The sequence below is a fragment of the Pedobacter sp. R-06 genome (assembly GCF_049913135.1).
Taxonomy (GTDB): Bacteria; Bacteroidota; Bacteroidia; order Sphingobacteriales; family Sphingobacteriaceae; genus Pedobacter.
This window is the reverse complement of record NZ_CP183977.1, coordinates 2471830-2486609: the sequence shown is the minus strand read 5'-3', so window position 1 is coordinate 2486609 and position 14780 is coordinate 2471830. Positions and strand designations below refer to the sequence as shown.

General features: G+C 37.1%; 13 protein-coding genes. 5 read left to right on the top strand and 8 right to left on the bottom strand.

The genetic code is table 11. The annotated features are described in order from the left end of the window. Nucleotides 1-67: 67 nt before the first annotated feature. On the bottom strand, nt 68-487 hold the full coding sequence (locus ACN9MR_RS10115; RefSeq protein WP_426329577.1) for a response regulator: 420 nt from the start codon (nt 485-487) through the stop codon (nt 68-70). Nucleotide 488: 1 nt separating this feature from the next. Beyond that, on the bottom strand, nt 489-2702 hold the full coding sequence (locus ACN9MR_RS10110) for an ATP-binding protein (protein ID WP_426329576.1): 2214 nt from the start codon (nt 2700-2702) through the stop codon (nt 489-491). A 144-nt stretch (nt 2703-2846) separates the two neighbouring features. Between ACN9MR_RS10110 and ACN9MR_RS10105 the strand changes: the two genes are divergently transcribed. After that, nucleotides 2847-3215, top strand: a complete 369-nt coding sequence (locus ACN9MR_RS10105) for a response regulator transcription factor (protein WP_426329575.1) — start codon at nt 2847-2849, stop codon at nt 3213-3215. A gap of 3 nt (nt 3216-3218) precedes the next feature. Here the strand turns inward: ACN9MR_RS10105 and ACN9MR_RS10100 are convergent, their stop codons facing one another. The 3 genes from ACN9MR_RS10100 to ACN9MR_RS10090 are packed head-to-tail and all read right to left on the bottom strand — an operon-like array spanning nt 3219 to nt 4583. Next, nucleotides 3219-4025 carry a mechanosensitive ion channel family protein gene (locus ACN9MR_RS10100; RefSeq protein ID WP_426329574.1) on the bottom strand — a complete coding sequence of 269 codons (807 nt, stop codon included), beginning with the start codon at nt 4023-4025 and terminating at the stop codon, nt 3219-3221. A 24-nt stretch (nt 4026-4049) separates the two neighbouring features. Beyond that, a complete protein-coding gene (locus ACN9MR_RS10095; protein WP_426329573.1) occupies nt 4050-4202 on the bottom strand; it encodes a hypothetical protein in 153 nt (50 codons plus the stop codon). Between the two features lie 12 nt (nt 4203-4214). Beyond that, nucleotides 4215-4583, bottom strand: coding sequence for an STAS/SEC14 domain-containing protein (locus tag ACN9MR_RS10090; RefSeq protein WP_426329572.1), 369 nt, complete (start codon nt 4581-4583; stop codon nt 4215-4217). Between the two features lie 141 nt (nt 4584-4724). Between ACN9MR_RS10090 and ACN9MR_RS10085 the strand changes: the two genes are divergently transcribed. After that, on the top strand, nt 4725-5840 hold the full coding sequence (locus tag ACN9MR_RS10085) for an alpha/beta hydrolase (RefSeq protein WP_426329571.1): 1116 nt from the start codon (nt 4725-4727) through the stop codon (nt 5838-5840). A gap of 84 nt (nt 5841-5924) precedes the next feature. Here ACN9MR_RS10085 and ACN9MR_RS10080 read toward each other — a convergent pair whose 3' ends face one another. Continuing rightward, entirely contained in the window at nt 5925-6695 is a 771-nt protein-coding gene (locus ACN9MR_RS10080; RefSeq protein ID WP_426329570.1) for a Ku protein, read from the bottom strand. A 129-nt stretch (nt 6696-6824) separates the two neighbouring features. On the opposite strand from ACN9MR_RS10080, the gene ACN9MR_RS10075 reads away from it, so the two are divergent. Continuing rightward, the gene (locus tag ACN9MR_RS10075) at nt 6825-9095 is read left to right on the top strand and encodes a glycosyltransferase (protein ID WP_426329569.1); all 2271 of its coding nucleotides are present in this window, start codon (nt 6825-6827) and stop codon (nt 9093-9095) included. 317 nt (nt 9096-9412) lie between these two features. On the opposite strand, the gene ACN9MR_RS10070 is transcribed toward ACN9MR_RS10075, so the two are convergent. Beyond that, nucleotides 9413-10879: a glycoside hydrolase family 130 protein gene (locus tag ACN9MR_RS10070; RefSeq protein ID WP_426329568.1), complete on the bottom strand. Its 1467-nt coding sequence runs from the start codon at nt 10877-10879 to the stop codon at nt 9413-9415. 181 nt (nt 10880-11060) lie between these two features. Between ACN9MR_RS10070 and ACN9MR_RS10065 the strand changes: the two genes are divergently transcribed. Next, nucleotides 11061-12128 (top strand): sensor histidine kinase, encoded by a 1068-nt coding sequence (locus ACN9MR_RS10065; protein ID WP_426329567.1) that lies wholly within the window; start codon nt 11061-11063, stop codon nt 12126-12128. On the opposite strand, the gene ACN9MR_RS10060 is transcribed toward ACN9MR_RS10065, so the two are convergent. Then, the gene (locus ACN9MR_RS10060; protein ID WP_426329566.1) at nt 12114-13217 is read right to left on the bottom strand and encodes a metallophosphoesterase; all 1104 of its coding nucleotides are present in this window, start codon (nt 13215-13217) and stop codon (nt 12114-12116) included. The two genes, ACN9MR_RS10065 and ACN9MR_RS10060, sit on opposite strands and share 15 nt — an antisense overlap. Nucleotides 13218-13476: 259 nt before the next feature. Here ACN9MR_RS10060 and ACN9MR_RS10055 point away from each other — a divergent pair, with 259 nt between their 5' ends. Beyond that, complete coding sequence (locus ACN9MR_RS10055) at nt 13477-14679, top strand: DUF763 domain-containing protein (protein WP_426329565.1); 1203 nt, start codon at nt 13477-13479, stop codon at nt 14677-14679. Nucleotides 14680-14780 lie beyond the last annotated feature (101 nt).

The window sequence follows — 14780 nt, the reverse complement described above, 5'->3', positions numbered from 1 at the left end:
AGTTTAATTATTAAATAGAAAAGATCCGGATTTAATACCCGAATCTCTCCATATGGTTTTATAAAATTTAATTTAACCTCAAATGTTGGTTAAACCAAAAATCGTGTACAGAATGCACGCATTTAACCAGGTTCTCATAACCGTCAGGTTTGGTAAGATAGGCGTTCGCACCAAACTCAATTGATGCTTTAACATCGTCAGGATTATCTGATGTAGAGAATAGGATTACAGGTACGGTTTTGAGATAAGGAATATCCCGTATAAATTTTAAAAGATCTAATCCTGATAAGCCTGGCAAATTCAAATCAAGCAATATTAATTTAGGCTTGGTTTTACTTTCGGCAAAATTTTGAAGTTTTTGTAATGCCTCCGCACCATCTTCAACTATAGTTAAATTAAGGGTATCCTTAACCTCTTGTACGGCACTTTGCATAAAAAATGCATAGTCTACATCATCCTCAACATAAAATATATCTGGTGTTTTCATTTTATCTGTTTTTAAAAGCAACAAAAAAAGTCGATCCTACATTTAACTTACTCTCAAACCAAACCCTGCCATTGTGCTTTTCTACCACCCTTTTTACAATAGCCAGCCCCACTCCTGTTCCTTCTATATCCTTAACATTATCCATACGCTTAAAAAGCTCAAAAACCCGGTCGTAATAACGGTTGTCTATTCCTATACCATTATCTTTAACTGCGTAGATAGTCTCTCCTCCGTCTATATACGCAGAAACCTCTACTTTAGGTTTATCTACCATGGCAGAGTATTTTACGGCATTACCAATTAAGTTTGTGAAAACCTGCGCTATCATGGTCTTATCTCCTTTTACATTTGGGAGTAGCCCTAAAACCAATTCCGTACGGTCTGCTTTAAAGGCCGACCATACTTCGCTCCTTATTTCTTTTAACAGAGATTCTATATCAACTGTTTCAAAATTTATTTCAGAACGGCCAACTCTCGCCAAATTTAAGATCTCTTTAATTAAAAAGTTCATTTTATCAGCGCCTGTTAAAATCCTGCTCAACATTTTTTGGCCATTTTCATCAATGCTCTTATTTTTAAGCATTAGCTCAGCATAAGTTTTTATCGAGGTTAACGGTGTTCTTAAATCGTGCGAAACTGTATAGCTAAAAGTATCTAATTCTTCGTATGCGGCCTGTAGCTTTTCGTTAAGCAGCCTGATTTCGTTGGCCTTTTTATTGATGTCGGTAATAATAATTTCGCGTATCCTTAAAACCGAGGCGATTTCTTCGGCCATCCATTTTTCAGAAGTGTTATTAACTACCTGCGACCAGATTTCGAAAGATTTACGGGGAGATAGGCTCAACAAGCCATTTTCTGAAGGAACTACAGGTTTTTCAGGATTTCCAGCCCAATTCACGGTGGTAATGATTTCGGGTTTAAACCAGATGATCATTTCGCCCATTTCTTTATTGAGCATACAAGAAAGAAGTCCAGAGGCTATCGACTTGTATTTTTTAGCCGGAGAATGGATTTCAGACAGCCGATGGGTGTAATATATCGATTCATCATTGGTTGTTTTTAACCATTCAATGAGTTCTCTTATTTCTTCTTCTGATGGTACATTTCCGATAGTTTTAAGTTCATTTTCGAAAATAACGGCCACTCCCGAAGCTTTGGTTGCATCTAAAATAGTTCTTTTGTGAGTAGTTATGGCCTCAACTAAATACTTATCACGGTTTAAATGTTCTAAAAGAACATTGGCAGTACTTTTAAATTGCTCAATAATTTCTGCATCTTCTTCTTCCTGGCGGTATTCTAATGCTGAGGAAAGGATCTGCCCGATTAACTTAGCACCTTCTCTGGCTTTATAGTCTATAAACTTAGGACTATAGTTATGACAGGCAATCAATCCCCATAATTCGCCATGAGAGATTAAAGATATACTAAAACTCGAATGAACCCCCATATTCTTCAGATATTGAATATGTATAGGCGATACGGCGCGTAAGCCTCCATTGGTTAAATCGAGCGCTTCGTTTTCTTTAAAAGTTAGAATTGGCGAATCAGTTTTGTTTACATCGGCAATTAGCCTGGTCAGATTTAGTTTATAAAGCACCCGGGCCTGTTTAGGAATATCGGATGCGGGGTAATGCAACCCAAAAAATGGTTCTAAATCTGCTTCTTTTTCTTCTGCTACAACTTCGCCATGACCATCCTCTAAAAATTTATAGATCATAATCCGATCGTAATTGATGAGTTTTTTTACTTCTAGAGCAGCACCTTTTAACAAGGCTGAAATACTTTTTCCCTGAAGCATAGACGAGGCAGAACGGCCTATAGAACTCTGAATGTCGAATTGTAAGGTTACTGGTTCAAATTCCAATAACCACTCGCTTTCCGATGAAGAAATAATCAGATAAAAAGAAAGGCCATTAATTTCAACAGGATGGGGACTAATAGCATCAAAGCTTTTACGGATAATGCCTAACTTGAGCAGTTCTTCGATATGAAACGCTGGATCTTGTTGTTTAATAAACTGGTTTAAGACCGAAAGTTGTTTGTTTAATAGGCTTTTAGCTTCTTCCGCTAAAAAAACTTCTGCATTTTCACTAACGTAGGTAATGGATAGGCTGTTCTTATCAACTGCTATTAAAAAGCCATGTGATTGAATTTTACCGGGAATATGAATGGGTTCTTTATCGCAGTTGCTTAGGTCAACAGAAAATTTAGTCATATGTATTTTAATCTTGCAGCATATTTAATTCCACGAATTAACAAATATTAAGCCTCTTTTTAGAATGTCTCTATTTTATTAAATTCGGTTTTGAGATTTATTTTTTATTATATATTTGTTTGAAATTTAAAAATCATCTCAACTTTGGCAAAGAAGAATATTTTGGTTATCGAAGATAACCATGCAATCCTTGATGTTATAACCCTTATTTTAGAAAGCGAAGCTTTTAACGTTGATGGACTAAACAAAGGTGCTGATTTTATTGACCATGTTCAGGAATTTAATCCGGATGTAATAATCATGGATATTATGCTCCCAGACGCTGATGGAAGGCTACTTTTAAAAGAACTTAAAGATACTGCAGCTACACAACATATTCCCGTTTTAATGATTTCGGCCCGTTATAATGCCAGCAATTATACCTTAGATGGAATAGAAGCGGATGACTTTATGGCCAAGCCATTTAATATCGACGAATTGATGGATAAGATTTATGCTTTGCTAAGAAAATAGTTTTTACTCGTCCATTCCAGGTAATTTTATTCCTCCCAGTTTTAGGTTTTTCATCAGCACTTCTAAAAAAGAGAGTTTAGTATCTGTAAAACCATGTGCTTTAACCCAAACATTTAAACTTACTTTAAACCCACTATCTTCTAAAGCAGACACACCAATTCTCCTTTCGGGTGTTTTGAGACAATCCTTAAATTCATCGACAGTTTTATTGAAAACAGATACAACCTGTTCATAATCGATACCATAGCTAAACTTCATTTCAATATCCAATCTCCTGCTGCCTTCCCTGCTGATATTGATAATCACTTCGTTTGATAATTTGCCATTTGGAATAACTACTGTTCTGTTATCAAATGTTTTAACAATGGTATAAAATATCTGGATCGATGTTACAGTCCCTTCCTGACTTTGTGCAATAATATTATCGCCCACAACGAAAGGTTTCAAGAGTAAAATCAATACACCGCTGGCAAAATTTTGCAATGTACCTGATAAAGCTAAGCCTGCCGCAACACCAATACCACCAATAAGTACCGTTAAAAAAGTAAGCTGAATGCCAATAATCTGCATTACTGTAAGTACCAGTAAAATCCTTAAGGTAATCAGTATTAAGCTGGTTAAAAATGGCCGCAATGATGGATTTATATCTTTACGGTGCATGCCACCCTGCATCCATTTGCCCAGTAGCCTAATTAGCCATAAGCCTAAAATAAGCAGCACTATACCTAAAATTACAGATGGTCCTTTATCAATTATCCAATCGTAGGCCTTATCGTAAAAATGTGCTATGTTACTGGCATCAGTCTTCATAAACTAGGATTTTGTTGCTAATTATTAAGGTTTTTTATGTTTAACGGGAGCATCTTTAGTTACATTTACTTTTTTGGCATCTTTGGCTGATGTTACTTTATCATCAGCACCTTTAGCTTTTGCATTTTTCGGTGCAGTAGCCTTGCTACTTTCTGCCGATGTTTTAGATTTTTTCATCTTTTTTAATCATTAATCTTCAGCATTCAGCCAGGCCTTTGCCTCTTCTATCTCTTCGGGCTTAAAGCCTTTTGATTTACCTGGCGTAGCTAACGTAAAAACATCAGTAAACCACTCTACTCCTTTTTCGGCACTTACTACTGCAATTTTTTTCCATTTGGTAAAATTTTGCAGACCGGCTTTAACGTCCTGTACCCATGCACCCGCAGTGAAATTTTTCACATCAGTTTCTAAAACGAGCAGATACCTGATTTCCTTAAATCGCTCAGCGGTTCTTTTCAAGCCCGTTAATAAAACGCTCTTTATATCATCGCTTGTCACTTCGCCGGTAGCTCTTACGCCAAAAATATGATCCGGTAGCCCTGTTATTTCTGTTAGCATAATTATTTCGTTTATTTAAGAACACACTAATTCATCAAGATGTTTGCCATTTAAATAAATTAGGAAAAGTTGAGTAGCAACAAAAACACTATCTTACTGATACTGTTATAAAAACAATATTTATTATAAATAAAAAATCCTATGAAAACTAACTGGTTAAAACCTGCTTCATTTATTTGTGCTGTAGCTGTTTGTATTACTGCTTGTACAAGCGGAACAAAAACGACTACTATTACAGATTCGACCATAACTGACTCTACATCAACAACATTAAAACCTGCCGGCCCTGCGCCAGAGTGGGGAAAAACAATAAAGCCAGAAATGCAGGCTGTAATAGAAAAATTAAATAGCTATGGAGACAAGCCTTTAGAAACTCTAAGTGTTACCGATGCACGCAAAAATCATACACCAACCGATGCGGTAATGGATTTGGCAAAACAAAATAATATAACTGTGCCAGCTGCAAAAGTAGATACTATGGGGAAAGATATTGATGTTAGCGGAGGAAAAATCCACCTGCGTATTTATACGCCAAAAGCAGGCAGCGGGCCTTTCCCGTTAATTGTTTATTATCATGGCGGTGGTTTTGTTATTGCCAATTTAGATGTTTATAATGCTTCTGCACAGGCTTTGGCCGAGCAGGTCGGTGCAATTGTGGTTTCTGTAGCTTACCGCCTGTCACCCGAAAACAAGTTCCCTACTGCACATAACGATGCTTTTACAGCTTACGAATGGGCTGTTAAAAATGCTGTTGATTTAAAAGCTGATCCAGCTAAGATTGCGGTTGTTGGTGAAAGCGCAGGCGGAAATTTAGCAGCAAATGTATCTATTATGGCCAGAGACAAACACATTATGCTTCCTGTACACCAGGTTTTGATCTATCCTATTGCCCAGGCAGATACGAACACCGAATCGTATAAAATGTACGAAAAAGCAAAACCGCTTAACAAAGCAATGATGGGCTGGTTTACAGAAAAATATCTGACTACAATGATTGAAGCGCAGGACCCTAAAATATCGTTGGTTAATGCCAATTTAAATGGGCTTCCACCAACAACTATTATTACAGCCGAAATAGATCCTCTACACGATGATGGTGTAATACTCGCCAATAAATTGAAAGCTGCAGGGGTAAAAGTGGACAGTAAAAATTATGAAGGCGTAACACATGAATTTTTTGGCATGGCGCTGCTTGTACCAGAAGCGAAAGCGGCTCAGGCTTATGCCGCGGATCAATTGAAGGCTGCTTTTAAATAGAAAGAACAGCCTTGGAGTGATATCCACTCCAAGGCTGTTCTTGTAAAGCGTTTAGCGCAGCGCGCTTTTAAAACTTCAGGTTAGCTATGCCCCTTTTTTCGAGCCTAAACTCTGCATCAATTGATCATAAAGGTCATCGCTTGTCGCTTTTTGTGGTTTCATCTTTTTAACCGTTGCCCGTTTGCCTTTAGACTTTGCTTTTATAATCTTCAATAATTCGCTGCTGTAATCATCTTTAAAGGCGCTCAAGTCGAATTTGGAGCTGTATTGCTTAATTAAAGCCAAACCCACATCCATTTCTTTTTTGGTGATGGTAATATCATCAGCCTTGTTAATTTCTGATAAACTTCTTATTTCCTGTTCAAACCTGATTTTAGTAATCACAATTACATGTTCCATGGGATGGATAACACAAAGATTTTCGGTATTCCGCAGTACAAATCTGGCCACTCCAGCCTTACCCGATTTCTCTAAGGCCTTTAACAATAATCCATAAGCTTTTTTGCCCTGCTTTTCAGGCTCGGTGTAATAAGAAGTTTCGTAATAAATAGGATTAATATCTTTTATATCAACAAAATTCTCTAATTCAATAATTTTGGTTTTTTCAGGTGCAGCTTCTTCAAAATCGTGTTTGTCTAATACAACATACCTGTCTTTTAAAAAATAGCCTCTAACAATCTTCTCATAAGGCACTTCTTTATGGGTGTTTTCATTCACCCTTAAAAATTTAATCTTTGCGTGATCACGCTCGTCGAGCATATCTAAATCGAGATTACTATTCTGGACAGCAGAAAACAACTTAATTGGAATGTTTACCAAACCAAATCCAATAGAACCCTTCCATATTGATCTCATAGTTAAATATTTACTTACTAACAAGTGTCCAAATCAGATTGTTTTGGCTTTATTAAGTGTAAATTGAGGAAATCACAAACTATTTAGATAATACAATGTTATTTAAGTATCAACCCTATTTGAATACATATGAAAATCGCCTACATTTCAACCTATCCTCCTCGTGAATGCGGTTTAGCTACATTTAATCAAAATTTGGTTAATGCCCTAAGTTTAAATCCTGCTTATAATTCACAGAAAAGCTTTGTTGTTGCATTAAATGAATCGGATGATGTTAATGAACACGATTACCCAAGCGAAGTTAAATTCGTTATCCGTCAGCAAAATCAAAAAGACTATATCGATGCTGCAGATTTTATTAATAACAGTGATGTAGATAGTTGTATTATTGAACATGAATTCGGTATATATGGCGGCAACAGCGGCGTATTCTTATTGTCCTTAATAAATAGATTAAAAAAGCCATTCATTACCATTTTGCATACGGTTTTAAAAGAACCGAATTTCATGCAACAGACCATTATTAAAGAGATTGCTGTTAAATCATCTAAAGTAGTGGTGATGAGCAAAAAAGCAGTCATGTTTTTGAGCAATATTTACCAAATCCCTAAGGCTTCAATCAAATTAATTGAACATGGCGTTCCGGATCTGGAACCTATACCCAATAACGAGATTGCGCAAAGTGAACTTTTTGCCAATCGAAAGGTACTTTTTACTTTTGGCTTAATTAGCAGAAATAAAGGCTTAGAAACCGTAATTAAAGCTTTGCCAGAAATTGCCGCCCAACATCCGGATGTTTTATATGTGATTCTGGGCAATACTCATCCTGGCGTTGTAAAACATAATGGCGAAGAATACCGCGACAGTTTGAAAGCGTTGGCAAAAGATTTAGGCGTAGAAAACAATATTGCTTTCGTTAATAAATTTGTATCTGAAGAAGAATTGCACCAGTACTTAACGGCCTGTTATTTATACATCACGCCTTATCTAAATGAAGCTCAGATAACCAGCGGTACTTTATCATACGCTATTGGTGCAGGTGCAGCAGTAGTTTCGACTCCATATTGGCATGCACAAGAGCTTTTAGCCGATAATAGAGGCAAATTATTTGATTTCAAAAATGATGCGCAATTGGCAACCATTGTAAACGAACTTTTAAGCGATAAAGATAAATACCAAAAACTGAAGCAGAATGCCTACGAATATGGATTGAACCTCCGCTGGCCAGCCATAGGCAGTGTTTATCTTAACGTATTAAATGAGGCTGTGGCTACAGGGAAAAAACCAGAAAGAGTTACGCCTCCTATTATTGATGTAGAAGGTATGCCGGCGCTTAACTTAGATCATATTTCTTTACTAACAGATGATACCGGAATTATTCAGCATGCCCGTTTTGGCATTCCAAATTTGAAAGAAGGTTATTGTATTGATGATAATGCCAGGGCTTTAATTATGGCATTAATGGCTATTGAGCGGGATAAAAATCCTAAAGCTTTAAAATTCATGCCTGTTTATCTTAGCTTTATTCAATATATGCAAACAGATGATGGGAACTTTAGGAATTTCTTAAGCTTTAACCGTAATTATTTAGATGAAATTGGTTCAGAAGATTCGTTTGGCCGTACCATATGGTCGTTGGGCTATCTAGTTTGCAGTGCACCTAACAATTCATATCGTGAATTCGGCAGGGAATTATTGTTCCATTCTATTCCACATTTTAAAGGATTAAAATATCTGCGGGGAAAAGCCAATACCATTATAGGTCTATCCTATTATCTGTGTGCCCATCCTGGTGATGAGTTAGTCACAAAAGAAATCAATATGCTGGCCAATTCTTTAACGGCATCATATCAAGACAATAAAGATGGCGATTGGCATTGGTTTGAAGACATCCTTACCTACGATAATGCAATCCTTCCTTTAGCTTTGCTTCACCATTACGAAGTTACGGGGAATGCAATATCGTATAAAATTGCGATGGAAAGTATTGAGTTTTTAAATAGCTTTTCTTTCGAAAATGGATATCTAAATCCGGTTGGAAATGCAGGGTGGATGAAAAAACATGGCAAAAACCCGATCTACGACCAACAGGCTATAGAAACGATGGCAATGGTTTTACTCTATGCTAAAACATTCGAGGTAACTAAAGATGATAAATATCTGAATTTAATGCATATCAGCTATCAGTGGTTCTTAGGAAAAAACAGCCTGCATATTCCTTTATACGATTTTGAAACACATGGATGTGCAGATGGGCTACAGTATAACAGTGTGAATAGGAATCAGGGTGCTGAGAGTACATTGGCCTATTTCATCTCCCATTTGGCCATATTAAAAGCTGCAGAAGCAGAATATGAAACGCTGTCGTCTCCCTTGGTGGAAGCAGATAAGTGTAGTTAGAAGTTAAATGCACAGGAAATATAAAAGGCTGATTCAGAAATGAACCAGCCTTTTGTGTTATTTTCTTAGACAAATTAAGTTCAGATGATCGTCACCCTGACCTATAGCGGAAAGCAACGGAGATAATTAACTCAGGTCGAATCAGGCTTTCGATATAGATACTGAAACAAGTTCAGCAGGACGGCTTGCTATACGATCTGTCATCCTGAGCCTGTCGAAGGACTTGTTTAAATGCCGCTTAAAGCGTTTCGACAAGCTCAACGTGACAAATCGAATGAAACCACAACTGATGACAAAGCCCTCGTAAAAGATCGATTTTAATTATTCTCCAGTAATTTGGCCAGCAACAACTCGAGGTTTACACTAGCAAACGAAGAACTATAATCAGATAAGCCATAAGGGATTATTAATTCGCCATTACTAATAATCGATCCGCAGGAATATACTACGTTGGGCACATAACCTTCACGTTCATCGTTATTAGGAATAATCAATGGTTCTTTTAAATGGCCTATTTCTATATTAGGGTTTTCAAGATCCAATAAACTTACACCAATACAGTACCTGCGCATTGGCCCCACGCCATGTGTAATTACAATCCATCCTTTTTCCGTTTCTATTGGAGAGCCACAATTGCCGATCTGTACCAGTTCCCAATCGTACCGTGGTTGTTTTAAAAGAACCGGGTTTTCCCAAACATTAACTTTGTCAGAAAACATCAGGTAGTTATTCCAGCCATCTATCCGGCTCATCATCACGTATTTTCCTTTAATTTTTCGTGGGAATAATGCCAGATTCTTATTTTGTGCACCATCGCCATAAAGTGGGATTACTTTAAATTCGTAAAAATCTTCGGTTTGTACCAGTTTGGGAATAATTAAAGAACCGTCGAAAGCAGTATAAGTAGCATAGTACAGTACTTTGCCATCATCTTTAATAAATTTTACAAAACGGGCGTCTTCAATCCCTTTACGTTCAAATTCTGAAATAGGAAAAATTACCCGGTCTGAAATATCCGTATCTTTTGAAAAAGTTATGGTATGATAAGTGTCTGATAGCCAAAGTATTTTATCATATTCGATTAAACGGGCTGGATTTTCTTTATGTAAACTTTTAGAATCTTTAATGATGTTGCTTAAGCTGGTGTATTCAAATTTATCATCTAGCTTTGATTCAATTTCTTCCAATACAGAAGGATCGATTTGTGCATAAGCAGCTTTTTTTAAGAATAATTTTTTTACGTAAATGGCATTCTTCACTACCTCAGCCTCATCAACATAGTTGCCAACAGGTAAAACCTGAATATTATTGTCTTTATCAATTAAAGCACGCCTGAAAACAATTGAAGAAATATGCCCCTCACCTACAGCCCGAAAGCTAATGATTACCCGCTTTTCTCCCTCTACTAAGTCGGTTTGATCAGGATCGTCTACTATGCTTGGATTAAAAAAAGCTGCCGATTCTATTGAGTATTCATGTGTAAAGTAAGCACCGATCAGTAACCTGGTGTATTCATCAATATCGTCGAATTCGGTACCTAGGGCCGCAAACTGTTTTCTTAATTTTTTACAGTGCCGGGTCAGGATTTTGGTAATGTTACGGTGTCTTTTAGAATATTCCTGTAAGATGGGCGATATCAGCGAAAATACTTTTTCATCTGAAAACTCTAAAACTTTCCGGATTACTTCTAATGCTCTCTCCTCTCCATTAAAAAAAAAACGTGCAATAACTCTTTTTGTATCTGGGTTAACCTTAACTGGTTTACGTTCTATGTATAATCTCATTATTTCGCTGTTTTGGTGGTAATTTTAACGCTTTCCGCCTGATGTTCTCCAACTTTATATTAACGAAATTTACGACTTAATTGTTTATATTATTTATAGTATTTGCACATAATTTTTACCTTTAGTTATTCTCTCTTATAAATTAATTAAACCTTAAATGCATTATTAAAAAGCAGATAACATGATTCCATTAGATGAAACCTTGCGTTTAGGAAAATTAAGATACTACGAGATTTTAGGTACACCGGCAGAAGTTGCTTTTGATCAGATTGCACGATTGGGTGCTGAAATATTTGATGTTCCGAATGCAGGTATCGGTTTTCAGACAGATGACGACATTTTTATGAAAGCTCAAGTGGGATCATCAGTCGGCTTACCTTTAAAAAATGATGCATTTACTTTTTTTGCCTCTGCCCCAATCAGCTCACCTGAAGGTTACCCTATCGGCCTGATTTACGTTGCCGATGCCAAATCTAAAACAGTCAGTGAGCAGCAGCTAAAAATGCTGAAGCATTTGGCGGGTATGGTAATGGAAAAACTGGAGTCTAGAATTACAACCAGAAGGGCGCTAAGGGCCTATGATGATCGTTTACATGTACTTATTCACGATCTTAAAAACCCCATGACTACCATTTCTTTACAATCAGAATTACTGGGCCGCATTCCCGGTGTTGAAGAAAGGGCAAGCTTAATTGCGGATCGGATCAATATGCAATCTAAGAGAATAATCGAAAACCTGAATACTCTTTTGATTTCGGCTCGTAAGGAACCCCATTCATTTAAGCCCCAAAAGGCGAAAGTTGACCTGAAAGAAGTGCTCGAAGATGTAAAGTTTAATTTGGATTTTGCGCTTAAACGTAAAAACCAAACCATTTTGATCGATATTGAAACTCCGGTAGAAATTTTTGGTGATGCGGATAAACTTAAGGTTGTTTTTAGCCAATTATTGGACAATGCCATTAAATTTTCTCCAAAAGGAAAGAAAATTAAAATATCACATCAAACTGCCGAAAATGAAGTAACCATTGCAATAAAAGATAACGGTGTGGGCTTAACAACAGAAGATCTGGATAAAATTTTCTTGAAGTTCGCTTCATTAACGGCTATAGCTACAGATCATGAAAATACCTATGGTCTGGGGCTAATCACCGCAAATGCCCTAGTGGATATACATAAAGGAAGGTTGTGGGTAGAAAGCGAAGGAAAAGATTTAGGTGCAACATTTTTCGTTGCGCTACCCATTAAATAAGTTTAAATCTAATAATTCGCTGACTTTCATTTCTTCGAGTAAAATTCTTTCAGGAATAGCATTTCTATGGTACGACCATTTTATTAATCTTATAAAGCCATTCTCGATTTCGATACCGGTCATATCGCCATCACTAAAACAACAACATCCGCTATTAAAATAACCGGGTTTGTATTTGCCAAAACGTGGCGTTTTATCTCCTTCTTTTATCAGTTTACGAAGCTCTGCATTCAAAACAGCAAGATCATCAGCATTCTTTTCTTTTTTGGCTTTATTCAGTTTTATATAAATCCGCTCCAGGTGTGTTAATGAAGCAAAAACCGGCTGATGTGTATGTCCGGTAATTAAAGCAAGGTTCTTTTTTGTAGCTACCCAGCTGTACATTAGCGCATTATGTGCTGTTTTAAGTTGGTTGCTGTATGCTGGTGTATTTGGGTTAATTTGAAGGTACGATTGTAATGGCGCCCAAACTGTACTCACAAACCACTTGCTAAACCAGTTTCCATCACTCTGTAAATCGCCCTGATGGCCGTGGGTTAAGAAAATATCGAGTTTACTTCCCCCCACTGGCATTCTTAAGATTGCGCCTTCATAAATGTGGATTTTAGTTCCGTAAATTCTATTGAGGTTAAATCCTGCTAAAGGATCATTATCCCAATATAAATCATGGTTGCCGAATATCTTAGTGAAATGATTTTTTGAAATAAAAGCTTTTTCTGCTTCGAAAGTGTCCTTATTGTGTTTTATTACAGATTCTAGCAAATTCTCCCAAAGCTCTTCGCTATCGCCCAAATTTATGTAATGGAAATCCTGCTGGTTGTAATATTCGAGTGCTTTTAAATAATTCTTTTCAGCTAAAGTAAAATCATCGGCATAATCGCGGGCACCTTTATGCTGGTCTGATAAAATGATAAATTTATCAGTTTCGGCAACTTCAAAAATAAGTCCCCGTTTGCCAGGTGTGGTGTTGATGGTTTTGTATAGTTTGTTTAAAGCTGCATGAATGCGTTTACGGTTGGGCCTTGAACCAAATTTATTCGACATTCGAATAATCCAGGCACTGAGTAAACGTTGTAAGAATTTCTGCATTTATAAATGAGTCTTCGCTGTTGAATAATTTCTCAAAATAACAAAAAATATCAGCAATCGTTTTTTCTGAAAAGCAATAGTGGTAATTCTTAGCTTAGGTTCGGCCTTGCTTTCCGTTTTATGCCGATGTAAAATCGACATGCTCACTCCAATCAAGTTTAGTTTACAGCGGTTAATCGCTTTTATTAAAGTCAGCTCCTTTCTATCGCCAATAAAATAAGGCCTTTATTTTAAATAAAATTTACTAAATTTGTTAGTATTGAAAAGATCAGGAAGCGCAGATTTACCCTTACATTATGGCCACGTACCACCATGGCTGGCGCAGCGTATGGCAACACTTGGCCTGGCAATAACGGAAGCGATACTATTAGAATATGGTAAAGCAGAAGTAATACGCCGTTTAAGCAGTCCTTTTTGGTTTCAGAGTTTAGGCGCTGTAATGGGGATGGACTGGCATTCGTCTGGTATTACAACATCGGTAATGGGCGCTTTAAAGAAATCGATCAATCCCTTATCAAAAGAATTGGGCATTTACATTTGTGGAGGCAAAGGAAAATACAGCAGAGAAACGCCAAATGAACTTTTAAAAATTGCCGATAAAACGGGTTTAAATGGAACAGCATTGGTTCGGGCCAGTAAACTCAGTGCAAAAGTAGACAATACGGCCATTCAGGACGGTTTTCAACTGTATCTTCATAGTTTTATTTTAAGCAGCGAAGGCGATTGGGCAGTGGTGCAACAAGGCATGAGTGATAGTAGCTCCACAGCAAGAAGATACCATTGGCATTCTGAAAACCTAAAATCTTTTGTCGAAGAACCACATACCGGTATCTGTGGTATTAACCAAGGTAAGATCCTGAACCTAACGGCTAATGATGCTGATAAGACCAGACAGCGTATGATGAGCATTACAGCTGAATCGCCGGTAATGATGCTTAATGAAATACAAAAATTGGTATTGCCCGATCATCATGAGGTAAAATCGAAAGATATAGATTTAAAACGTTTAGGAAGTATTTTATGGCTGGCACAGGAAAAGCAACCGGGAGATTTTGAGGAATTACTATTACTCGAAGGCATGGGGCCAAGAACCTTACAATCGATGGCTTTAGTGAGTGAGGTGATTTATGGTACGCCTTCCCGATTTAGTGATCCTGCCCGTTATTCTTTTGCACATGGCGGTAAAGATGGGCATCCCTTCCCTGTTCCGGTAAATGTTTATGATGAGACCATAAGTGTTTTGCAGAAAGCAATTGAAAAAGCGAAGATTGGGAATACAGATAAACAACAAGCCATCAAATCATTGCATCAAATTGCCCGTAATGCAGAAAAAGACTTTGTTCCGAATATGGATTTTGAAAAGGTGATTCAAAAAGAACGTACTGAAAGCTGGAAATATGGCGGCAGAACAGTTTTTGGGAAAGTAAAACCGCCAAAAGATGATCAGCTGAGTTTGTTTTAGATAGAAGCTATCCGTAGCGTTCCAACGGTCTCTACGGATTGAGGAATGGATAAGCATCTCTGACTCGCTATAATATGGATTTTGAAAACCCAATCTTATTA